Raw genomic sequence first — 22,721 nt, forward strand, 5'->3', positions numbered from 1 at the left:
TGCCACCGCGGTCATCCTGATGTACCGCGTGCTCAGGGATTGGGGCTGCTGCGCAGCCCAGCGGGAGCAAGCTCCCTCGCCACAAGGGTTTCACTCGGCCACGAAGTTTCATTCCGTCACAAGGACGGTGGTGCTAAGGGGGGCTTTGGTTGTTGGGTCTGTAATGGGTGCTGGCGCAGGCTGTCTTGTGTGGCGAGGGAGCTTGCTCCCGCTGGAGCGCGAAGCGGTCCCAACAGCAGCCATCGCGGTCATCCTGATGTACCACATGGTCAGGGATTGGGGCTGCTGCGCAGCCCAGCGGGAGCAAGCTCCCTGGCCACAAGGGTTTCACTCGGCCACAGAGGTTTGATCGCTCCCACGCGGAGCGTGGGGACGATCAGTCCGCGGTCATCAGGTCAAATCTTCGCTGATCGGCAGCACGTAGTTCTTGAACTCGGTGTCTTCCTTGAAGCCGATCGACTCGTAGGTCTTCTGCGCGACTTCGTTGTTGCTGCTGGGGGAGACGCGCATGCGGACGGCGGTGGTGTCCTTGGCCATTTTTTTTGCGGTGCGGATCAGGTTGTCGGCCACCAGCTGGCGGCGGGCGTCTTCGGCGACGTAGATGTCGTTGAGGATCCACACGCGCTTGAGGGACAGGGAGGAGTAGCTCGGGTAGAGCTGGCAGAAGCCCAGCAGCCGGTTGTCATCGTCATCGGGCCGGGCCAGGTAGATCACCGACTCTTTGCGGCGCAGGCGCTTTTCGAGGAAGGCCCGGGACGAATCCGGATAGGGCAGTGAGCCGTAGAACTCCCGGTATTTGACGAACAATGGGGTCAGCAGGTCCAGGTGTTCCAGGGTTGCTTGGATAATCCGCATGGTAGGTCTCGTCTGCAAGGGTCGACAGATATTCAGACAACACTGTCGCGCTGCCGTGCTTTTGATGCTGCCTGAAAGCGGATCAAAAACGCAATCGGATAAACGGATCAGTCGCGGGGCGGCGCCAGTAGGAAATTACCTTTCATATCGGCAGCGTTTTCCGACTCTAGAGTGTTTACCTGGGCTTCGTCCTTCAGATTGACCCCCGAGAGCTGTCGGCGGCAGGCCTCGCGCATCAGGTAGATAAGACGATGGGCCGCCATGCCGTAGCTCAGGCCTTCGAGGCGCACGTTGGAGATGCAGTTGCGATAGGCATCGTTCAGGCCAACCTTGGGGGCGTAGGTGAAATACAGTCCCAGGCTGTCGGGGGAGCTGAGGCCGGGGCGTTCGCCGATCAGGATCACCGACATCTTGGCACCGAGCCGTTCGGCCACTTCATCGGCCACGGCGACGCGGCCTTGCTCCACCAAGACGATGGGCGACACCGACCAGCCTTCAGCGGTGATCTGTTCTTCCAGTCGCGCCAGGAACGGCAAGGTATGCCGATGCACGGCCAGCGCCGACAGGCCGGCAGCCACGACAATGGCCAGGTCCACGCCGCCCGGATGGGCCGCCGCGTACGCGTCCAGGGTTTGCGCGGATGCCTCATCGAGCCGTCGGCCCAGGTCCGGGCGCTGTAGATAACTGTTGCGGGCGCTGGCCGCGCTATGGAGCAACAGGCTCTCACGGCCGCGTTCATCCAGTTGGTCGCGAATGCCCTGGTGGTCGAACGCCAGGTGCACGGCATCACGGGCCTGGGCGTGGGCGAATTGGAAATCCAGTTGCGCCGAGGTCGGCAGGCTGGTGCCGGTGCGGCCCAGGGCGATGCGCGCCGGGGTGAGGTTGCGCAGGTTCAGCCAGGGGTTTTGTGGATCGACAGGTGATTTATCCATGGCAGGTCTCTTATCCCAAGTGCGCTAAGGCATGACGAAACGCTGGTGGCAGGTTGTCGCCGAACCGCACCCGGCCATCGGCCTGGGTGAAGATGCCCATGTTCGCGAGCCAGGTTTCGAATTCCGGCGCCGGTTTCAGGCCCAGGGTCTGGCGGGCGTAGAGGGCGTCGTGGAACGAGGTGGTCTGGTAGTTGAGCATGATGTCGTCGGAGCCGGGGATGCCCATGATGAAGTTGATCCCGGCCACGCCCAGCAGGGTCAGCAGGGTGTCCATGTCGTCCTGGTCGGCTTCGGCGTGGTTGGTGTAGCAGATGTCGCAGCCCATAGGCACGCCCAGCAACTTGCCGCAGAAGTGGTCTTCGAGGCCGGCGCGGATGATTTGTTTGCCGTTGTAGAGGTATTCCGGGCCGATGAAGCCTACAACCGTGTTCACCAGGAACGGGTTGAAATGTCGCGCCACCGCGTAGGCCCGGGTCTCGCAGGTCTGTTGATCGACGCCGGGGTGGGCGTTGGCCGACAGCGCGCTGCCCTGGCCGGTTTCGAAATACATCAGGGTGTTGCCGAGGGTGCCGCGATTCAGGCTGAGCCCGGCGTCGTAGCCTTCCTTCAAGATGTTCAGGCTGATGCCAAAACTGGCGTTGGCCGCTGCGGTGCCGGCGATGGATTGGAACACCAGGTCCAGGGGCACGCCACGGTTCGCCGCCTCGATGGAGGTGGTGACGTGGGTCAGTACGCAGCCCTGGGTGGGGATGTCGTAGCGCTGGATGATGGCGTCGAGCATTTCCAGCATGGCGCAGATCGAGGCGGTGCTGTCGGTGGCCGGGTTGATGCCGATCATGGCGTCGCCGTTGCCGAAGAGCAGGCCGTCGAGGATGCTCGCGGCGATGCCGGCGGGTTCGTCGGTGGGGTGGTTGGGTTGCAGGCGGGTGGACAGGCGCCCGCGCAGGCCGAGGGTGCCGCGGAATTTGGTGACGACGCGGATTTTCTGCGCCACCAGCACCAGATCCTGCACGCGCATGATTATCGAGACGGCGGCGACCATTTCCGGCGTCAGGCCCGGGGCCAGGGCGCGCAGGCTCTGTTCATCGGCGGCGTCGCTGAGCAGCCAGTCGCGGAAACCGCCGACGGTGAGGTGGCTGACGGTGGCAAAAGCTTGTTTGTCGTGGGTGTCGACGATCAGCCGGGTGACTTCGTCGACCTCGTAAGGAATCAGCATTTCTTGCAGGAAATGGCTGAGGGGCAGGTCGGCCAACGCCATTTGCGCGGCCACGCGCTCGCCATCGTTGAGGGCGGCGATCTCGGCCAGGAAGTCCCCGGCACGGGCCGGGCTGGCCTTGGCCATCAGGTCTTTGAGGCTGTCGAAGCGGTAGGTCTGGGCGCCGACCGTGTGTGCAAAGCTGGCCATACAGGTTCTCCGTGACGGCGCCGCGGGGCGGCGCCGTGGTTTTCGGCACGTTACGGCTTAGTGCAAGGCTTCTTCGGCTTTTTGAATGGCCGCGAATTCCTCTTCGGGCGTGCCTGCGACCAAGTGATGCCGACTGTAGAAAGCAAAGTAAGCAATTAGCACTCCATAGATGATCGCGGCGCCGATCACCACTCGAGGATCGACCAGGAAGCCCGCCACCACGGCGATGCACGCCAACACCAGGGCCACGCCCGAAGTGAAGATGCCGCCCGGTGTGCGGTATGGCCGGTCCATTTTGGGGCGACGGATGCGCAGGGTGATGTGCGCGGCCATCATCAGCACGTAGGAGATGGTCGCGCCGAACACCGCCACCAGAATCAGCAAGTCGCCCTGGCCGGTCAAGGACAGGCCGAAACCGATGATGCCGGGAATCACCAGTGCCAGGACCGGTGCCTTGCTTTTATTGGTTTCCGAGAGTTTGCGTGGCAGGTAGCCGGCGCGGGACAAGGCGAAGATCTGTCGCGAGTAGGCATAGATGATCGAGAAGAAACTGGCGATCAAACCGGCCAGGCCGACGAGATTGACGAAGCTGCCCATCCAGGTCGAACCGCCGTAGGCCTTGGCCAGGGCTTCCACCAGCGGGTTGCCCGAGGTCATCAGCGCGTTGGAGCCGGCGCCGCCCGGGCCAATCACCAGGATCAGCAGGGCGAAGGCCACCAGCACCAGCATGGCGCCGATCAGGCCGCGTGGCAGGTCGCGCTTGGGGTTCTTGGTTTCTTCAGCGGCCAGGGGCACGCCTTCCACGGCGAGGAAAAACCAGATGGCATAAGGGATCGCCGCCCAGACGCCGACGTAGCCGAACGGCAGGAACGGACTGGCGCCGCCCGCTTCCTTGACCGGGATGTCCAACAGGTTGGCGACGTTGAAGTGCGGCACCATCGCCACCAGGAAAACCCCCAGCGCCAGGGCGGCGACGGCGGTGATGATGAACATCAGCTTGAGCGCTTCGCCGACGCCAAATATGTGGATGGCGATGAAGATGATGTAGAACGCCAGGTAGATCATCCAGCCGCCAATGCCGAACAGCGACTGGCAATAGGCGCCGATGAACACGGCAATCGCCGCCGGGGCGATGGCGTATTCGATCAAAATTGCCGTGCCCGTGAGAAACCCGCCCCAGGGCCCGAAGGCGCTGCGGGCAAACCCGTAGCCGCCGCCGGCGGTGGGGATCATCGAGGACAGCTCGGCGAGGGAAAAACACATGCACAGGTACATCGCGGCCATCAGCAGCGTGGCGAGGAACATCCCGCCCCAGCCGCCCTGAGCCAGGCCGAAGTTCCCGCCGGCGTAGTCACCGGAAATGACATAGGCCACGCCCAGGCCCACCAGCAGGACCCAGCCCGCCGCGCCTTTTTTCAGTTCGCGTTGTTGGAAATATTCGGAACCGACTTTTTCGAAGTCGACCGAGGACGTTGCCGGTTGCGGGTTTGCATGATCGCTTGGCATAAGGGTTTACCTGTTTTTTATTGTTGTTTTATCCAACCTGATCGCCGGAGTGGCGCATTACCCCTGTGGGAGCGGGCTTGCTCGCGAAAGCAGTGTGTCAGTCACTTAGATGTTGAAGGTACGACCGCCTTCGCGAGCAAGCTCGCTCCCACAGTGGATCTACTTCAACCCTGAAGGAGAGTTATCCACAAATCCCTGTGGGAGCGAGCCTGCTCGCGATAGCGATCTAAAGGGCCAGGCAGAATGACCTGCCTGGCCCCAAGGGCTTAGAAGAACCCCAACGGATTGATGTCGTAGCTCACCAGCAAATTCTTGGTCTGCTGGTAATGATCGAGCATCATCTTGTGCGTCTCACGCCCGACGCCGGACTTCTTGTAGCCACCGAACGCGGCGTGCGCCGGGTACAGGTGGTAGCAGTTGGTCCAGACGCGACCGGCCTTGATCGCCCGGCCCATGCGGTAGGCGCGGTTGATGTCGCGGGTCCAGAGGCCGGCGCCGAGGCCGAACTCGGTGTCGTTGGCGATCGCCAGGGCTTCGGCTTCGTCCTTGAAGGTGGTGATGCTCACCACTGGGCCGAAGATTTCTTCCTGGAACACACGCATCTTGTTGGTGCCCTTGAGCAGGGTCGGCTGGATGTAATACCCGGTCGCCAGGTTGCCCTCGAGTTTTTCCACCTTGCCGCCGGTCAACAGCTCGGCGCCTTCGCCCTGGGCGATGTCCAGGTACGAAAGAATCTTGTCGAATTGCTGCTCGGACGCCTGGGCGCCGACCATGGTGTCGGTGTCCAGCGGGTCGCCGCGTTTGATCTGCAGGACTTTCTTCATCACCACTTGCATGAATTCGTCGTAGATCGACTCCTGCACCAGGGCGCGGGATGGGCAAGTGCAGACTTCGCCCTGGTTGAAGAACGCCAGCACCAGGCCTTCGGCGGCTTTTTCGATGAAGCTCGGCTCGGCCTGCATGATGTCTTCGAAGAAGATGTTCGGCGACTTGCCGCCCAGCTCCACGGTGGACGGGATGATGTTTTCGGCGGCGCATTTCATGATGTGCGAGCCCACCGGGGTCGAGCCGGTGAAGGCGATCTTGGCGATGCGCTTGCTGGTGGCGAGGGCTTCGCCGGCTTCTTTGCCGAAACCTTGCACCACGTTCAGCACGCCGGGTGGCAGCAGGTCGCCGATCAGCTCCATGAGCACGCAGATGCCCAGCGGGGTTTGCTCGGCGGGCTTGAGCACCACGCAGTTACCGGCGGCCAGGGCCGGGGCGAGTTTCCAGGCGGCCATCAGCAGCGGGAAGTTCCAAGGGATGATCTGCCCGACCACGCCCAGCGGTTCGTGGATGTGGTAGGCCACGGTGTTGCCGTCGATCTCGGCGGCGCTGCCTTCCTGGGCCCGCAGGCAACCGGCGAAGTAGCGGAAGTGGTCGGCGGCCAGGGGGATGTCGGCGGTGAGGGTTTCGCGCACGGCCTTGCCGTTGTCCCAGGATTCGGTGATCGCCAGCACTTCAAGGTTGGCTTCGATGCGGTCGGCGATTTTCAGCAGGATCAGCGAACGGGCCTGGACCGACGTGGCGCCCCAGGCATCGGCGGCGGCGTGGGCGGCGTCCAGGGCTTTGTCGATGTCTTCGGCCGTGGAGCGCGGGAATTCGGCAATGGGCTGGCCATTGACCGGGGATGTGTTGGTGAAGTACTGACCTTTGACAGGCGCGACGAACTCGCCGCCGATGTAGTTACCGTATTTAGCCTTGAACGAAACGATAGCGCCTTCAGTACCGGGGTGAGCGTAACGCATGATGAGTTCTCCTTGGCTTTTGTGCTTATTAGGGAGCCGCGCAAATTCGCGCTGGTACTTAAGCCTAGAGCAAAGGTTGGGCCATTGCCTTGCAGGGCCCGGAAATCAAGACTTTAGGAGGAGTTGGCCAGACAAACGGAGGGGCTGTGTGACGCTTGCGATACAGCGGGTGTGACAGTTTGTGCCAGATGCGAGACAGTCTGTGACCGGCAGGTCGCGCCAGCATTGCAAAGGCGGTTGGGCTGGAGGATGCTGGCTCCGACGGCGAGGCCATGGACGGAGCGCTTTTGTGGCAAGACTGCTTCTCTTGCAGGACTGTTTGGGTGACAAGACCGCTTTTGTGGCGAGGGAGCTTGCTCCCGCTGGACCGCGAAGCGGTCCCCCAAAGCCAATTCGGTCAGCCTGATACACCGCAAACTCAGGTTTTGGGGCTGCTGCGCAGCCCAGCGGGAGCAAGCTCCCTCGCCACAAGGTTGGGTGTTCACAGTTGGATATTCACCAGTTGCTCCAGTGAGGCAGATCCTTCGGGGAGAACAATAAAAAAATGCACAGCAACCACTTGAGTCGCCATGCCCAGCAAGTCCTGACGGTCACCCAGGGCAAGGCCCATTTGCAGGGCCCTGGCAGCGATCCGTCGATCGCCCGTTCCTGGCTGCGCTGCCTCGAGGACTATCACCTCGACCCGGCCCAGAACCTGGCGCCGACGGTGCTTGAGCATGGCCGGGTGCTGGAGAGCCGCGAGCGCTTGCAGCAAGTGCTGCACATCGCTGGCAATGAAATGACCAGCCTGCACCAGCAACTCTCCGGCGCCGGCCACGCGGTGCTGCTGACCGACGCCCGCGGCGTGATCCTCAACTGCGTCACCGCCCCCAGCGAACGGAAGATTTTCGAACGGGCCGGCCTCTGGCTCGGCGCCGACTGGAGCGAAGCCTGCGAAGGCACCAACGGCATCGGCACCTGCCTGGTGGAACGCCAGGCCCTGACCATTCACCAGGAAGAACACTTTCGTGGTCGACACACCGGCCTGACTTGCTCGGCCAGCCCGGTGTTCGATCCCCACGGCGAATTGCTGGCGGTGCTCGACGTGTCGTCGGCCCGGCCGGACGTGTCGCGCCAGAGCCAGTTCCACACCATGGCCTTGGTCAATCTCTCGGCGAAGATGATCGAGAGCTGCTACTTCCTGCGTTGCTTCGACAATCAATGGCTGCTGCGCTTCCACTTGCAGGCCGAGTCCGTAGGACTGTTCAGCGAAGGCTTGATGGCCTTCGACGGCGACGGGCGGATCTGCGCGGTCAATCAGAGCGCGCTCAATCTCTTGGGACATATTCGCGGAGGCTTGCTCGGTCAGCGGGTCGAGGACTTCTTCGACTGTTCACTGGACGAGTTGCTGGGCCGGGCCAGCGCCCAGGCCAGCGCCAGTTGGCCGTTGCGCACCCGTGACGGCCGGCATTTGTTCGCCGTGTTGCGTGGCCAGCCCCGCAGCGTGCCGGTGCCGGTCGCGCCGTTGCTCAAGGCCATCGAGCCCGCGCGGCTGCCGGGCATCTGCCTGGGCGACGCGGCGTTGCAGGAGCATTTTCGCAAGGCGCTGCGGGTCTACGAGCGCGATGTGCCGCTGCTGATCCAGGGTGAAACCGGCTCCGGCAAGGAGGCGTTCGCCAAGGCCGTGCACCACGCCAGCCAGCGCGCCGGGAAAAACTTCGTCGCCCTCAACTGCGCGGCCATCCCGGAAAGCCTGATCGAGAGCGAGCTGTTCGGTTATCGCGGCGGCAGTTTTACCGGCGCACGCAAGGAGGGCATGCGCGGCAAGCTGCAACAGGCCGACGGCGGTACGCTGTTCCTCGATGAAATCGGCGACATGCCCCTGGCCTTGCAGACGCGCTTGCTGCGGGTGTTGGAAGATCGCCAGGTGGTGCCCATCGGCGGCGAGCCCGAGCCGGTGAACGTGCGCATCATCAGCGCCACTCACCGGCAACTGCTCGACCGCGTTCGCGATGGCAGTTTTCGCGAAGATTTGTATTACCGCCTCAATGGCTTGGAAATCCCCCTCCCGGCGTTGCGCGAACGCAGTGACAAGTCGCAGTTGCTGGATTTCCTGTTGGCTGAAGAGAGCGGCGCCGAGCCGGTGTTCATCGACGAGCCGGCGCGCCAGGCATTGCTGGGTTTCGACTGGCCGGGCAACGTGCGACAACTGCGCAATGTGCTGCGCACCCTTGCCGCGTTGTGCGATGGCGGGCGGATTGGGCTGGAGGATTTGCCGGCGATGATCCGCCAGCGTCCGGTTACGCCGGTTGAAGCCCCGACTGAACACCCGCTGGCAGATGCCGAGCGCGTGGCATTGCTCGATGCGCTGGAACGCCAGCGCTGGCACATGACCCACACCGCCGAACAATTGGGCATCAGCCGCAATACCCTTTACCGCAAGCTGCGCAAACACGCGATTGCCCGCTGTGCCACTGACAATTGAACTGCTGACTGCTGACTGCTGACTGCTGACTGCTGACTGCTTGGCAACTGACTGCTTTTGTGGCGAGGGAGCTTGCTCCCGCTGGGCTGCGCAGCAGCCCCAAGCTTTTTTCCCACCCTGAAACCGAAGGCGACTGCTGCGCAGGCGAGCGGGAGCAAGCTCCCTCGCCACAAAAGCAGCCAGTAGCAAGCCGGGGTTGTGCGGTCAACTGTGGGAGCGAGCTTGCTCGCGAAGGGGCCTGTCCATTCAACATGGATGCAACCTGAACCACCGCTTTCGCGAGCAAGCTCGCTCCCACACTGGATCTCGGTGTGGGGCTCAAACACAAGGTGCGATTTTCCCCTCCCTACGCTAACCTGCGGCCATGTTTACGAGGTCGACTATGCACATCCATATTCTCGGTATTTGCGGCACTTTCATGGGTTCGATGGCGGTCCTGGCCAAGGAGCTGGGCCATCACGTGACCGGTTCCGACGCCAACGTCTACCCGCCGATGAGCACGCAGCTGGAGGCCCAGGGCATCGAGCTGACCCAAGGCTATGACCCGGCGCAACTGGACCCCGCACCGGACCTGGTGGTGATCGGCAACGCCATGTCCCGTGGCAACCCGGCGGTGGAGTACGTGCTCAACAAAGGCCTGCCCTACGTATCCGGGCCGCAATGGCTGGCCGATCACGTGTTGCAGGGCCGTTGGGTCCTGGCCGTGGCCGGCACCCATGGCAAGACCACCACCAGCAGCATGCTCGCCTGGGTGTTGGAGCACGCGGGCATGAGCCCGGGCTTCCTGATCGGTGGCGTGCCGCAGAATTTCTCGGTGTCGGCGCGCCTGGGTGGCACACCGTTCTTCGTGATCGAAGCCGATGAGTACGACAGCGCGTTTTTCGATAAGCGTTCGAAATTCGTCCACTACCGTCCACGCACGGCGATCCTCAACAACCTTGAGTTCGATCATGCCGACATCTTCCCCGATCTACCGGCCATCGAGCGGCAGTTCCACCACTTGGTGCGCATCATCCCCAGCGAAGGCCTGGTGATTCACCCGACCACCGAGCCGGCGTTGCAGCGCGTCATTGAAATGGGTTGCTGGACCCCGGTGCAGACCACCGGCGCGGGCGGTCAGTGGCAGGTGAAGTTGCTCAAGGATGACGGTTCGCAATTCGAAGTGATGTTCGAAGGCCAGTCCCAAGGCGTGGTCGAGTGGGACATGACCGGCCAGCACAACGTTGCCAATGCCTTGGCGACCCTGGCGGCAGCCCGTCATGTCGGCGTGGTGCCGTCCATGGGTATTGCCGCGTTGAGCGCGTTTAAAAGCGTGAAGCGGCGAATGGAGAAAGTCGCCGAGGTCAACGGCATCACCATTTATGACGACTTCGCCCACCACCCAACGGCCATCGCCACTACCCTCGACGGCCTGCGCAAGCGCATCGGTGACGCGCCGCTGGTGGCGATCATCGAGCCGCGTTCCAATTCCATGAAGCTCGGCGCCCACCGCGACGGCCTGCCGGAAAGCGTGGTCGATGCCGACCAGGTGATCTGGTACGCACCGGCCAACCTCGGCTGGGACCTCGGCGCCACCGCCGCGCTGTGCACGGTGCCGTCGATTGTCAGCGATTCCCTGGAGGGCATCATCGAGCGCGTGAAGAGCCAGGCCCAGCCCGGCACCCACGTGGTGATCATGAGCAACGGCGGCTTCGGCGGCCTGCACGGCAAACTCGCCGAGGCGCTGAAATGAGCAACGGCCCGGAACGCATCACGCTGGCGATGACCGGTGCGTCCGGCGCCCAGTACGGCTTGCGCCTGCTCGATTGCCTGGTGCGCGAGGACCGCGAAGTGCATTTCCTGATCTCCAAGGCCGCGCAACTGGTGATGGCCACCGAGACCGACGTGACCCTGCCGTCCAAGACCCAGATGATGCAGGCCTTCCTCACCGAATACACCGGTGCGGCGGCGGGGCAGATTCGTGTGTACGGCAAGGAAGACTGGATGTCGCCGGTGGCCTCGGGCTCCGGCGCGCCAGCAGCGATGGTGGTGGTGCCGTGTTCCACCGGGACGCTGTCGGCGATTGCCACCGGGGCCTGCAACAACCTCATCGAACGGGCGGCGGACGTCACGCTCAAGGAGCGCCGCCAGTTGATTCTGGTGCCGCGGGAAGCGCCGTATTCGAGCATTCACCTGGAGCACATGCTCAAACTGTCGAACATGGGCGTGACCATCCTGCCGGCGTCGCCGGGGTTCTATCACCAGCCGCAGACCATCGACGACCTGATCGATTTCGTGGTCGCGCGGATCCTCAATCTGCTGAACATTCCCCAGGACATGTTGCCCCGTTGGGGCGAGCATCATTTGAGCAGTGATGAATAAGCTGCTGATCGTGCTGCTGGCGCTGCAACTGACCGGCTGCGCCACCGCCCGCACCCTCGACGCGGCCAAGCCTGGCGCGCCGGTGGTCTACGCCGGCACGCGCCTGGACTTGTATGCCCTGAAGGGTGGCTGCTGCGCCAAGGACCGCTTTGGGGCCGAGGCGCCGAGTTACCCGGGCGTGGACCTGCCGGGGAGTGCGCTGTTGGATACCTTGTTGTTGCCGTTGTCGTTGTTCACGGCATTAGGTGTGGGATTTCAGGCCACGGGCGGGTTGTAACAAACACCACGGTGCCTTGATTTGCCCGGAACCTGTGGCGAGGGAGCTTGCTCCCGCTGGGCTGAAGCGGCCCCAAGCTTTTTCCCCTGAAATCCAAGGCGACTGCTGCGCAGTCGAGCGGGAGCAAGCTCCCTCGCCACAATGGGTGGCTGGCTTTGGATTGGTGGTGCGCCCATCGCGAGCAAGCTCGCTCCCACAGTGGACCGGGTTGGAACTCAATCCTTGTGGGAGCGAGCTTGCTCGCGATGGCTTCTGTCCAGGCACCACAGGGCTATTTGCCAAGCCTGCGCACCTCATCCGACTCCACCACCCGCACCCCCTCCTGTTCTTCCAGCGCCAGACGCCACATGGCCCGGGCCAGTTGGCAGGCTTCGATGCCATGGTATTTGCCGGGGATCAGCTTCGACAACGGCCCGGCCAGTTGCTCGGCCAGGCGCGGTTCGACGCGGTCGCCCAGCAGCAGGGAAGGGCGGCAAATGGTCAGTTGCGGCCAGCCCTGGGCCTTGAGGGCCGCCTCCATCTCACCCTTGACCCGGTTGTAGAAGAGCGATGACTTGGCATCGGCCCCCAACGCGCTGATCACCACCAAATGCCGTGCGCCCAGTTCCCGGGCGCGCTTGGCAAACGCCAGGACCAGGTCCAGGTCCACCGCGCGGAAGGCTTGCTCGGAGCCGGCTTTCTTGAGGGTGGTGCCAAGGCAGCAAAAGGCAATGTCGACCTGGCCACTGAGTTGTGGCAGCACCTGGGCCGGCGCCCCTACCGGGTTTTCCAAGTGTGGATGCTCGGCCAGTGGCCGGCGTGAAGGCGCCAATACACGGGTGATGGTCGGCTCGTTGAGCAGCCGGTCCAGTAGGTGTTCCCCGGTCAATCCGGTCGCACCGGCGAGCAAAACATGCTGAGGCGTCAAGTACATAGTGTTTCCCCCTTGATACGGTTCAGCTTAGTTGCTCTTTGTCGCCTCGTCGTTCAATGCCGCACTTTGCAATGCTTTTCGCGCCTGCTGCTTGCGCAGCAATTGCCAGTGGGACAGGACCGTCCTTGGCGCCCAGATCTGCGGTTCCGAGGCTTCGAAGTTGTCTGCCTGCTCGCGCTCGGCAACGATGCCCTTGGCCCGTTTGAAGGCCTGCTCCAGGTCGTCGGTCTGGTTCAGTGCCTGGGCGAACAGGGCATCGCCGAAATAGGTGAAGTTGGCTTCCTCGGAGCAGCCGAAGGACACCCGGTCGGCCCGGGAGGCGGTCATGATCAGCGTGCGTTCGTCCTTGAGCGCCGGGATGAAACCGCCGGAATAACAGGCCGAGATCACCACAATCTTGTCGCGATTCTTCAGTGGTGCGAGGACCACCGCCAGTTCGTCGGCGGGCAGGGCGGCCAGTTCCATGCGCGGCTGGTCGAGCACCAGTTCGTGCTCGCTGGTGCCGTGGCTGGTCAGGTAGATGAAAATCAGGTCTTCCGGGCCGCTGCGTTCGGCCAGGGTGGCGGCGGCGCGGCGCAGGCTTTCACGGCTGGCCATGGGCCGGTCGCCGAGGTGGTCGCGGTGGTTCACCAGGCGGATCTGCCCGAACGCGCCAAAGCGGCTGGCGAGCATGTTGGCGACATAGTCGGATTCGCGCAGGAACACGCTTTGCTTGCCGTCGCCGCCCAGGGTCAGGCTGTACAGCTCCACCGCCGGGGTCGAGGCCGGGATGTTCGCCAGGGCATCCTCCAGCAGGCGGCCCTGGGCCAGCAGGCCGAGTTCGAGCACATCCGGCAGCAGCCTGCCGTCGGCGTCGCGCACCCGTTGGCCGTTGGCCCAGGTGCCGCTTTGCACCGTGCCATCGGTGAGCACCAGGGTGCCGCGCCCATGATAGCTGTCGGCCTCGAACTGGCCAATGTAGAAACTGCCGTCGGGCAGGTTCAGGCGGCCCTCGCCGGTAAAGCGCCAATCATTGAATCGACCGAGGTAGTGGCTGCCGTCGGCGCCGATCAGTTCGCCCTTGCCGGTCAGTGCGCCGTCCTTGAACTGGCCGATCCAGACATCGCCGTCGGCATTTTCGTAGCGACCGCGACCGTTGAGCTGGTTGTTCCGGAAACCGCCAATGTAGACATCGCCTTCGGCACTGTTGAAGGTGCCTTTGCCTTGTAGTTGCCCATCGACAAAGTGCCCGGTGAACTGGTTGCCGCTGGCGTCGAAGCGCTGGCCTTCACCGTTGGGCTTGCCGTTGACGAAGGGGCCCTGGTACTGGCTGCCGTCGTCGAGTTCCAAGCGTCCGAGGCCGGAATAGCGGTCGGCCTTGATTTCGCCCCGGTAGGTCATGCCGTTTTCCTTGAGCGTCCCTTCACCGTCCCGTCGCCCCAGCTTGAAGCCGCCGGTGTAGCTGCTGGTGGGTGTGGTCAGGCTGCCCTGGCCATGAAACAGGCCCTGGTGGAACTGGCCGCGATAGACCTCGCCGTTGCTGCCATGCCATTCCCCGGTGCCGTGCCATTGACCCTTGTCGAACTGCCCGGCGTACCAACTGCCGTTGGGGTAGTCGATGCGCCCCTGGCCCTGCAGCAGCCCGTCCACCAGGTCGCCACGGTAGCGGCCGCCGTCGGGCAGGCGCGCGTCGGGAGGCAGCGGCGATTCGCCGGCGCCACAGGCGGTGAGCAACAGGGTCAGGGTCAGTGGGACGAGTAAGCGCATAACGGGATCCAGGTCATCAGGCCACGAGTATGCCGCAGCTTTGGCTCCCGGATATAGAGAAGCGATGCGAAACTGCCTGGACGGTTTCGCATGTGCGCAGGTTTACACGAAGCAGAGCGACAGCGGCTCGGCGATGTAGGCCGGTTTTTCCGAACCTTCGATTTCCAGGGTGGCGGTGGCCTTGAGCAGCCATTGGCCGGGTTTTTTCTCGGTGACTTCCACCAGGTCGACCTTGAGCCGGACCTTGGAATCGACCTTCACCGGATGGATGAAGCGCACGCTGTCCAGCCCGTAGTTGACGACCATCTTCACGCCCTCGGGCAGGATCAGGATGTCTTCCATCAACTTGGGCATCAGCGACAGCGACAGGAAACCGTGGGCGATGGTGCTGCCGAACGGGGTCTGCGCGGCCTTGACCGGATCGACGTGGATGAACTGAAAGTCGCCAGTGGCTTCGGCGAACAGGTTGATGCGGTCCTGGTCGATGGTAAGCCAATCGGAACGTCCAAGTTCCTGGCCGACATAATCTTTGAGCGCTGCAACGGGGACGTAGGGCATTGAGACTCTCCTTGGGTTCATCGTTTTTACTTTTTCTGGAGCGGGGATTTTGCGTCCCCGGAAAACCACTGTAGATCAACATGGCGGGCCGGGAAGGTCATCGACCATGCTTTTTACGAATGCCGAACCATAGCGCGGGCATGCTTATAATGCCGGCGCATTCTTTGCAATTCGGTTCATTCAACGTGCGTGTTCGATTGTGGCGAGGGAGCTTGCTCCCGCTGGGCTGCGCAGCGGCCCCATTTTATGAGCGCTTCGCACTCAAGCGGGAGCAAGCTCCCTCGCCACAGAATCATGTCGTGAACCGAATTGGCGCGTTCATTGGGGCTGTTGCGGGGGGATAGAGCGGATGTTGCTACGGGGCCTGACCTGGCTGGTGCTGTTTCAATTGCTGGGCACTGCGATCAATCATTTGTTCCTGCCGGTACTGCCGGGGCCGATCATTGGCCTGCTGTTGCTGCTGGGGTATCTGGTGATGCGCGGCGAAGTCAGCGAGCCGTTGAACCTGGCCGCCGGCAGTCTGCTGCGTTACCTGCCGTTGCTGCTGGTGCCGCCTGCGGTAGGGGTGATGGTCTACGCCGGGGCGATTGCCGCCGATTTCTGGGCCATCGTTGGCGCGTTGACCTTGTCCCTGGTGCTGTCCGTGGCGCTGACGGGCGTGCTGATGCAGCGCCTGGCCCGTCGCCACGTCGCCGCTCCGGAGGACAGCCAATGATGCTCGATTGGCAGGGCGCCTGGACCTCGGTCATCCATCATCCGCTGTTCGGCATTGGCATAACCCTGGGCGCCTACCAACTGGTGCTGGCGGCGTACGAAAAGACCCGCTGGGTGTTCCTGCAACCGGTGCTGATGTCGATGGTGCTGTTGATCGGCGTGCTGGGGGGCTGTGGCATCGGTTATGCCGAGTACCGCAAGAGCACCGAGATCCTCAGCATCCTGCTGGGCCCGGCCACGGTCGCCCTGGCGGTGCCGCTGTATTTGAACCTGCGACGGATCCGGCAGTTGTTCTGGCCGATTTTTACTACGCTGGTGATAGCCGGGGTGTTTGCCACGGGCTCTGCAGTGGTGTTGGGCTGGGCCTTTGGCGCCGAGCACATGATCCTGATGACCATGGCGCCCAAGTCGGTGACTTCGCCGATCGCCATGCTGGTGGCCGAGCAGATCGGCGGCGTGGCGGCCATGGCGGCAGTGTTCGTGTTGATCACCGGGGTGCTCGGGGCGATTCTCGGCCCGAGTATTCTGACCCGGTTGGGTGTCCATAGCCCTGAGGCCCGAGGCATGGCCCTGGGGTTGGCGGCCCATGCGGTGGGCACGTCGGTGGCGTTGCAGGAAAGCGAGGAGTCGGGTGCCTTCGCGGCGCTGGCAATGAGTCTGATGGGCGTGGCCACGGCGGTGTTGCTGCCGTTGGTGGTGTCGATGACGGTTTAAGGAATTGGTTATGAGCTTGCCGCTTTTCCCGTTGAACACCGTGCTGTTCCCCGGTTGCATCCTCGACTTGCAGATTTTCGAGGCGCGTTACCTCGACATGATCGGGCGCTGCATGAAAAAGGGCGAAGGCTTTGGTGTGGTGTGCATCCTCGATGGCGAGGAAGTCGGCGTCGCGCCTGAAGGTTATGCGCGGGTCGGTTGTGAGGCGCTGATTACCGATTTTTCCCAGCAGGACAATGGCTTGCTGGGGATTCGCGTGCAGGGCGGACGGCGTTTTCTGGTGCACAGCAGCAGTGTCCAGGCCGATCAACTCACGGTGGCCGAGGTCGAGTGGCTGGAAGACGAGCCGGAACAACCGCTGCAAGACGAAGATGCCGACCTGGTGGCGCTGCTCAAGGCCCTGGCCGAGCACCCGATGGTCGAGGCGCTGAACATGGGCACCGAAGCCACCGGCCAGCAATCGCTGGCCAATCAACTGGCCTACCTGTTGCCATTCAATGAGCTGGACAAGATCGACCTGCTGCAACTCGATGATCCCCAGCAGCGGTTGGATGCGATCCAGGCGTTGCTCGATGAGTTGCAGGGCGAACTGTTCGCCTGATCCCTCACTGATAGGGCTGGCCCCTGTGGGAGCGAGCTTGCTCGCGATAGCGGTGGATCAGCTGCGTCAATGTTGAATGTGCCGCCGCCATCGCGAGCATGCTCGCTCCCACAATGGTTTTATGTTGATTGCGGGATTGATGTTCGCCACAGCCTCCTGTGGGAGCGAGCTTGCTCGCGAAAGCGGTGGGTCAGCTTGCATCAAGGGTGACTGTGCCGCCGTCTTCGCGAGCAGGCTCGCTCCCACAGGGGATCTTCAGTGCCCACAAATAGTGTGTTCAATAGGCATACCGCAACATCGCATGGGGCAAGTGCCGCAGGGCGAAGAAGCTGAACGCCGCCGTCAGCGCCGGCAGGACCAGCCACCAGACTTTCGGTGGCATGGCCGGCAGCAGGGTCTGGCGCTGGCTCAGCCATAGGGCGGCGGCACAGATGCTGGCGGCGAGCATCGCCCCGGCGACGATGTCGCTCGGCCAATGCGCTCCCAGGTAGACCCGCGACAGGGCGATGGCCAAGGCCGGCAAGCAGCCCAGCAACAGCCAGGTCAGGCGCAGGCGTGGCGGTTGGCCGCGGCCGGCCAGCACGGCGAGGGACAGGAACAGCGCGAATGCCCCGGAAGAGTGGCCGCTGGGCATGCTGTAGCTGGTCAGTGGGTCGGTGAGGATTTCCGGGCGCACCCGGGCAAAGAAGTGTTTGCAGCCGGTATTGGCCAGGGCGGTGAACAGCATCGTGCCGCCGGCAAAGATCGCCTGGCGCCATTGCCGTGCCAACAGCAGCAGCGCGGTCACCAAGCTGCAGACAATCAACATGTAGCGGAATTCGCCGATCAGGGTGAAGGTCACGGCGATTTCATCCAGCGTCGCGCTGCGATGCTCCTGGACCAGGGCCATCAAGCCTTGGTCGAACGCCGTCAGGTAGCGAAAGCCGATGAACAGGCCGCTCAGGATCACCAGGCCGATGCCGGCGATCAGCGCCGTGGCATGGCGATGGCGACGCAGGGTGCTGTTGACGCTCAGTCCGATCATCACCGCGATGCTGCCGATGACCACGCCGGCCTGGGGCCAGAAACCCTCGGGCAGCGGCAGGCGAAACGCCGCCCCGGTGGCCCAGCCCGGCAACAGGTACGCCACGGTCCAGCCGGCGGCGGCCAACACGCTGACGGCGGCGAAGCGCGGGAACGGCATGTCGCACATGCCGGCCACCATCGGCAACATGGGCCGCAGCGGGCCGATAAAGCGGCCCACCAGCAGGCTGGCGATGCCGTAGCGCTGGAAATAGCTTTCCGCCGCGCTCATCCATTCCGGGTGCTGCCGCAGCCCCGGCAGGCGCCGGATGTTCTGGTGGAACTGCCGGCCGAGTAAATACGACACCAAGTCCCCCAGCAGGCCTCCGAGCAGCCCCAGCAGCAGCGTCTCGCCCAAGGACAACGCGCCGCTGCCGGCCAGCACCGCAATCGCAAACAACAGCACCGTGCCCGGCACGATCAACCCGGCGATGGCCAGGCATTCCACGCAAGCAACGACAAAAACCGCCACCGCCAGCCATTGCGGGTTGACGGTCAGCCAGGCGGTGATGCTATCGAGCCATGGGCCCATAAGAACAACTCCATTGAATAGTGATGGGCATGCAGTTTTTTACATGGGGTTCTGTTGCGAACACAAAACCTGTGACCACTGAAGCTCAACTGTGGGAGCGAGCTTGCTCGCGATAGCGGTGTGTCAGTCGCCATTTAATTCACAGGCCCGACGCCATCGCGAGCAAGCTCGCTCCCACAAGGGGCCCCAGGGTCATGCAGTGTTTGTGTTCATGAAAGCAAAAAATAATCCCGCCCTTCGACCTGTCCGCGCCGCAACGGGTTGCGGGTGCACCAAGGGGCGTAGGCAGCGTCGACGAAGCGGTAGGGCAAATGCTCGTCCCGTCCCAGGGGAATGCCCAGGCGGGTGGTCTGGATCGCATTGACCGTTGGCACGCCGACGTCTTCCACCAACAAGCGCTCGGGGTCGAAGCGCTTGGCGTCCCAGTCCGGCACTTTCAGCCCCAAAGCTTTGCACAACAGGGTCTGGCCGGCACAGAGTTTTTGCGGTGTGCGTGGCCGGCCTTGGGCGTCGGGGTTGTTCAACAGCATCTGCGCCAGGCTCGCCGGCCCCGAAACGGCATCGACCCACGGGTAGGCCGACTTGATCAACACCGCGTTGCCCGGGCCCTGGGCACTGAAGTTCAGCGAATCGCCGCCCCGGGCGTAGTACATATAGATGTGCCCGCCATCCAGAAACAAAGCCTTACGTTTTTCCGTGTAGCCCAGGGAGGCGTGGCTGCCTTTTTCGGCGAAGTAATACGCCTCGGTCTCGATGATCCGCGCGCTGAGCCACAGGTCGCCGACCTTGTGGCGGATGACTTTGCCCAGCAGGTCCTTGGCAAGCACCTGGGCGTCGCGATCGAAAAAGGCGTGGGGCAGGGCGTTGGGCGATGGCAAATCGGTCATGGCGATAGACGAAGTGAGGCCAAAGGAAGCGCGAGGATAGCAATGGAAAGCTTAATCACCGCTGAACACTCGTTTCAACCGTAATGCCGTTCACTTAGGAAAAATGATGACCCAGTGGCGAGGGAGCTTGCTCCCGCTCGGCTGCGAAGCAGCCGTAAACCGGCGGGTGCGGTGTGTCTGATACGCCACAATTGGCAGGTTTTGGGGCCGCTTCGCGGCCCAGCGGGAGCAAGCTCCCTCGCCACGGGTTTGTCGATTGCCTTAAGTGAACAGCATTGCGCTTCAACCGGCTGTTTATGGCTGTTTTGCTTCTCCGCCGGTCACCACTGCGAGTCCATGCTGTTAGTCGAGGGTTACGACAGCTATAATCTGCCGCTTTCCCCATCGCCAAGACCACACAGACCATGACTGAGTCCGTTCTTGACTACATGACCCGCCTGGGTCGCGCCGCTCGCGAAGCGTCGCGCATCATCGGCCGGGCCAGCACCGCGCAGAAAACCCGCGCCCTGCAGGCCGCCGCCAATGCGCTGGACGCTGCGCGCGCCGAGTTGTCCGCTGCCAACGAGCTGGACCTGGCCGCCGGCCGGGCCAACGGTCTGGAGCCGGCCATGCTCGAGCGCCTGGCGCTGACTCCGGCCCGCATCGACGGCATGAGCGTCGGTCTGCGCCAGGTCGCGGCCCTGCCGGACCCGGTCGGGGCGATTCGCGACATGAGCTACCGCCCGTCGGGCATCCAGGTCGGCAAGATGCGCGTGCCCCTGGGCGTGGTCGGGATCATCTACGAGTCGCGGCCGAACGTGACCATCGACGCCGCGAGCCTGTGCCTGAAGTCCGGTAACGCAACCATCCTGCGGGGCGGCTCCGAGGCCATCCATTCCAACCGTGCAATTGCCGCCTGCATCCAGCGCGGCCTGGCCGAGGCCGATCTGCCGGCGGCCGTGGTGCAAGTGGTGGACACCACCGACCGCGCCGCAGTTGGCGCGTTGATCACCATGCCCGAGTTCGTCGATGTCATCGTGCCGCGCGGCGGCAAGGGCCTGATCGAACGGGTCAGCCGTGACGCCCGGGTGCCGGTGATCAAGCACCTGGACGGCATCTGCCACGTCTACGTCAGTGCCCACGCCGAATTGCCGAAGGCCCAGCGCATCGCCTTCAACGCCAAGACCTACCGCTACGGTATCTGCGGCGCGATGGAAACCCTGCTGGTGGACCAGGCCGTTGCCCAGGACTTCCTGCCGTCGATGGCTGCCCAGTTCCGCGAAAAAGGCGTCGAACTGCGCGGTTGCGAGCGCACCCGGGCAATCATCGAGGCCGTCGCGGCCACGGCAGAAGACTGGGACACCGAATACCTGGCGCCGATCCTGTCGATCCGCGTGGTCGACGGGCTGGACCAGGCCATCGAACACATCATCCGCCACGGCTCGCACCACACCGATTCCATCGTCAGTGAGCACCAGGGCGAAGCCCGGCGTTTCGTGGCCGAAGTGGATTCGGCGTCGGTGATGATCAACACCCCGACCTGCTTCGCCGATGGCTTTGAATACGGATTGGGTGCCGAGATCGGCATTTCTACTGATAAGCTGCACGCCCGCGGCCCGGTGGGCCTGGAAGGCCTGACCTGCGAGAAATACATCGTGGTCGGTGACGGCCAGTTGCGCGGACAGGAGTCGGTCTGACTTGGGCGACCTCGAACCGCCGGCCCCTGTGCCGACGACAACCCCGGCCCGGCGCATCGGTATCCTGGGCGGCACGGTCGACCCGGCGCACATCGGCCATTTGCGCGGTGCGCTGGAAGTCGCCGACGCCCTGGCCCTCGATGAGCTACGCCTGACGCCCAGCGCCCGGCCGCCTCACCGGGATACGCCGCAGGTGTCGGCCCGGGATCGCCTGGCGATGGTCGAGTGCGCGGTGGCCGGTGTGGCACCGCTGGTGGTGGACGCCCGCGAATTGCAGCGGGACAAACCGTCCTACACCATTGATACCCTGGAGCTGATGCGCGCCGAACTGGCCGTTGATGCCCAGGTTTTCCTGCTTCTGGGCTGGGACGCATTTTGCGGCCTGCCCACTTGGCATCGCTGGGAAGAGTTGCTCCAGCATTGCCACATCCTGGTGTTGCAACGCCCGGATGCCGACAGCGAGCCGCCGGATGCCTTGCGCAACCTGCTGGCGGCCCGCTCGGTGAGCGACCCGCTGGCCCTGAAAGGGCCGAGCGGACAGATTGCATTCGTCTGGCAGACGCCGCTCGCGGTATCCGCCACCCAGATCCGTCAACTGCTGGCCAGCGGTAAGTCGGTACGTTTCCTGGTGCCCGACGCGGTCCTGGCCTACATCGATGCGCACGGGCTCTACCGTGCGTCGAACTGAAAAAGGCGCGCTTCAAGGCACGTGAATGCGTGTAGCGAAGCGCCCGAACATACGAGCAAAACGAGTTTTATATGACTGACAAAGACGTAAACAAAGTAAAGCGCAAGGGCACGTTCAAGAGCGCCCCGCTGCCTGTAGAAGTCCACACCGGCGTTGCGCTGGTTGGCGAAGAGCTGGTCAAGGTGGCCGTGGCAGCCCTGGAAGACGTCAAGGCCCAGGACATCCAGGTGATCGACGTTCGTGACAAGCAGAGCATCACGGACTACATGATCATCGCCACCGGTACCTCCAACCGCCAGATCGGCGCGATGCTGGACAAGGTCCGCGAAGCGGTCAAGGCCCAGGGCGTCAAGCCATTGGGTGAAGAAGGCAAGGGCGACAGCGACTGGGTCCTGTTGGACATGGACGATGTCATCGTGCACATGATGACCGCCTCGGCGCGCCAGTTCTATGACCTGGAACGCCTGTGGGCCGGTGCCGAGCAGAGCCGTTCGGCCAGCGCTGCGCACCACAGCCCGGAAAACCCCCATGAGCACTTCACCAAGCTCAACAAAGACCAGCAATAAGGGACCGCTGTGCGACTGCGCCTGATCGCCGTCGGTTCTCGCATGCCCAAGTGGGTGGAAGAAGGCTGGCATGAATATGCCAAGCGTCTTCCGTCCGAGCTGGCCCTGGAACTGGTGGAAATTCCGCTCAACACCCGTGGCAAGAACGCCGACGTGGCGCGCTTCATCCGCCAGGAAGGCGAAGCCATGCTGGCCAAGGTCGGGCCGAACGAGCGCATCGTCACCCTCGAAGTCCCCGGCAAGCCCTGGAGCACCGAGCAACTGGCGGTGGAGCTCGATCGCTGGCGATTGGACGCGCGCACGGTCAACTTCATGGTCGGTGGCCCGGAAGGGCTGGCGCCGGAAGTCTGTGCCCGGGCGGACCAGCGCTGGTCGTTGTCGCCGTTGACGTTGCCGCACCCGCTGGTGCGGATCCTGATCGGCGAACAGCTGTATCGTGCCTGGACAGTCCTGTCCGGGCACCCTTACCACAAGTAA

The 22,721-nt window shown here is 63.4% G+C and carries 21 protein-coding genes; 11 read left to right on the forward strand and 10 right to left on the reverse strand.

What is annotated here, in order from left to right; translation table 11 throughout:
* Positions 1-390: 390 nt before the first annotated feature.
* The 5 genes from HGO40_RS24035 to exaC all read right to left on the reverse strand — a co-directional run bounded on the left by HGO40_RS24035 (position 391) and on the right by exaC (position 6,485).
* Positions 391-855, reverse strand: a complete 465-nt coding sequence (locus HGO40_RS24035; RefSeq protein ID WP_250965044.1) for a GNAT family N-acetyltransferase — start codon at positions 853-855, stop codon at positions 391-393.
* A 107-nt stretch (positions 856-962) separates the two neighbouring features.
* Positions 963-1,787: an ethanolamine ammonia-lyase subunit EutC gene (gene eutC, locus HGO40_RS24040; RefSeq protein WP_250965045.1), complete on the reverse strand. Its 825-nt coding sequence runs from the start codon at positions 1,785-1,787 to the stop codon at positions 963-965.
* Between the two features lie 10 nt (positions 1,788-1,797).
* Positions 1,798-3,192, reverse strand: coding sequence for an ethanolamine ammonia-lyase subunit EutB (locus HGO40_RS24045; protein WP_250965046.1), 1,395 nt, complete (start codon positions 3,190-3,192; stop codon positions 1,798-1,800).
* Between the two features lie 57 nt (positions 3,193-3,249).
* Positions 3,250-4,698, reverse strand: a complete 1,449-nt coding sequence (gene eat, locus HGO40_RS24050) for an ethanolamine permease (protein ID WP_250965047.1) — start codon at positions 4,696-4,698, stop codon at positions 3,250-3,252.
* Between the two features lie 266 nt (positions 4,699-4,964).
* Positions 4,965-6,485 (reverse strand): acetaldehyde dehydrogenase ExaC, encoded by a 1,521-nt coding sequence (gene exaC, locus HGO40_RS24055; protein ID WP_250965048.1) that lies wholly within the window; start codon positions 6,483-6,485, stop codon positions 4,965-4,967.
* A gap of 544 nt (positions 6,486-7,029) precedes the next feature.
* Here exaC and HGO40_RS24060 point away from each other — a divergent pair.
* The 4 genes from HGO40_RS24060 (at position 7,030) to HGO40_RS24075 (ending at position 11,587) form a co-directional block, all read left to right on the forward strand.
* Positions 7,030-8,949 carry a sigma-54-dependent Fis family transcriptional regulator gene (locus HGO40_RS24060; protein ID WP_250965049.1) on the forward strand — a complete coding sequence of 640 codons (1,920 nt, stop codon included), beginning with the start codon at positions 7,030-7,032 and terminating at the stop codon, positions 8,947-8,949.
* 382 nt (positions 8,950-9,331) lie between these two features.
* A complete protein-coding gene (mpl, locus tag HGO40_RS24065; RefSeq protein ID WP_250965050.1) occupies positions 9,332-10,681 on the forward strand; it encodes a UDP-N-acetylmuramate:L-alanyl-gamma-D-glutamyl-meso-diaminopimelate ligase in 1,350 nt (449 codons plus the stop codon).
* Positions 10,678-11,310 (forward strand): flavin prenyltransferase UbiX, encoded by a 633-nt coding sequence (ubiX, locus tag HGO40_RS24070; protein WP_053189919.1) that lies wholly within the window; start codon positions 10,678-10,680, stop codon positions 11,308-11,310. Before mpl ends, ubiX begins: the two co-directional genes overlap by 4 nt.
* Positions 11,303-11,587, forward strand: a complete 285-nt coding sequence (locus HGO40_RS24075) for a YceK/YidQ family lipoprotein (RefSeq protein ID WP_250965051.1) — start codon at positions 11,303-11,305, stop codon at positions 11,585-11,587. The genes ubiX and HGO40_RS24075 overlap by 8 nt, the downstream gene beginning before the upstream one ends.
* A 271-nt stretch (positions 11,588-11,858) precedes the next feature.
* Here HGO40_RS24075 and HGO40_RS24080 read toward each other — a convergent pair whose 3' ends face one another.
* The 3 genes from HGO40_RS24080 to HGO40_RS24090 form a co-directional block, all read right to left on the reverse strand.
* Positions 11,859-12,500, reverse strand: coding sequence for an oxidoreductase (locus HGO40_RS24080; RefSeq protein WP_250965052.1), 642 nt, complete (start codon positions 12,498-12,500; stop codon positions 11,859-11,861).
* Positions 12,501-12,527: 27 nt separating this feature from the next.
* Positions 12,528-14,246, reverse strand: a complete 1,719-nt coding sequence (locus HGO40_RS24085) for a C13 family peptidase (protein WP_250965053.1) — start codon at positions 14,244-14,246, stop codon at positions 12,528-12,530.
* 102 nt (positions 14,247-14,348) lie between these two features.
* Positions 14,349-14,804: a MaoC family dehydratase gene (locus tag HGO40_RS24090; protein WP_250965054.1), complete on the reverse strand. Its 456-nt coding sequence runs from the start codon at positions 14,802-14,804 to the stop codon at positions 14,349-14,351.
* Between the two features lie 349 nt (positions 14,805-15,153).
* On the opposite strand from HGO40_RS24090, the gene HGO40_RS24095 reads away from it, so the two are divergent.
* The 3 genes from HGO40_RS24095 to HGO40_RS24105 are packed head-to-tail and all read left to right on the forward strand — an operon-like array spanning position 15,154 to position 16,833.
* The gene (locus HGO40_RS24095; RefSeq protein ID WP_250965055.1) at positions 15,154-15,519 is read left to right on the forward strand and encodes a CidA/LrgA family protein; all 366 of its coding nucleotides are present in this window, start codon (positions 15,154-15,156) and stop codon (positions 15,517-15,519) included.
* A complete protein-coding gene (locus HGO40_RS24100) occupies positions 15,516-16,232 on the forward strand; it encodes an LrgB family protein (RefSeq protein WP_250965056.1) in 717 nt (238 codons plus the stop codon). Before HGO40_RS24095 ends, HGO40_RS24100 begins: the two co-directional genes overlap by 4 nt.
* Positions 16,233-16,242: 10 nt before the next feature.
* The gene (locus tag HGO40_RS24105; RefSeq protein WP_186706578.1) at positions 16,243-16,833 is read left to right on the forward strand and encodes an LON peptidase substrate-binding domain-containing protein; all 591 of its coding nucleotides are present in this window, start codon (positions 16,243-16,245) and stop codon (positions 16,831-16,833) included.
* Positions 16,834-17,110: 277 nt separating this feature from the next.
* On the opposite strand, the gene HGO40_RS24110 is transcribed toward HGO40_RS24105, so the two are convergent.
* Positions 17,111-18,427, reverse strand: coding sequence for a bifunctional DedA family/phosphatase PAP2 family protein (locus HGO40_RS24110; protein WP_250965057.1), 1,317 nt, complete (start codon positions 18,425-18,427; stop codon positions 17,111-17,113).
* Between the two features lie 209 nt (positions 18,428-18,636).
* Positions 18,637-19,314 carry a DNA-3-methyladenine glycosylase gene (locus tag HGO40_RS24115; RefSeq protein WP_250965058.1) on the reverse strand — a complete coding sequence of 226 codons (678 nt, stop codon included), beginning with the start codon at positions 19,312-19,314 and terminating at the stop codon, positions 18,637-18,639.
* Positions 19,315-19,718: 404 nt separating this feature from the next.
* On the opposite strand from HGO40_RS24115, the gene HGO40_RS24120 reads away from it, so the two are divergent.
* From HGO40_RS24120 to rlmH, 4 genes are all read left to right on the forward strand, one after another.
* Complete coding sequence (locus HGO40_RS24120) at positions 19,719-20,990, forward strand: glutamate-5-semialdehyde dehydrogenase (RefSeq protein WP_250965059.1); 1,272 nt, start codon at positions 19,719-19,721, stop codon at positions 20,988-20,990.
* A 1-nt stretch (position 20,991) separates the two neighbouring features.
* A complete protein-coding gene (gene nadD, locus HGO40_RS24125; protein ID WP_250965060.1) occupies positions 20,992-21,678 on the forward strand; it encodes a nicotinate-nucleotide adenylyltransferase in 687 nt (228 codons plus the stop codon).
* A gap of 71 nt (positions 21,679-21,749) precedes the next feature.
* A complete protein-coding gene (gene rsfS, locus HGO40_RS24130; protein WP_186706573.1) occupies positions 21,750-22,244 on the forward strand; it encodes a ribosome silencing factor in 495 nt (164 codons plus the stop codon).
* Positions 22,245-22,253: 9 nt separating this feature from the next.
* On the forward strand, positions 22,254-22,721 hold the full coding sequence (rlmH, locus tag HGO40_RS24135; protein WP_250965061.1) for a 23S rRNA (pseudouridine(1915)-N(3))-methyltransferase RlmH: 468 nt from the start codon (positions 22,254-22,256) through the stop codon (positions 22,719-22,721).

The organism is Pseudomonas sp. CG7 (genome assembly GCF_023701885.1).
GTDB lineage: Bacteria > Pseudomonadota > Gammaproteobacteria > Pseudomonadales > Pseudomonadaceae > Aquipseudomonas > Aquipseudomonas zanjanensis.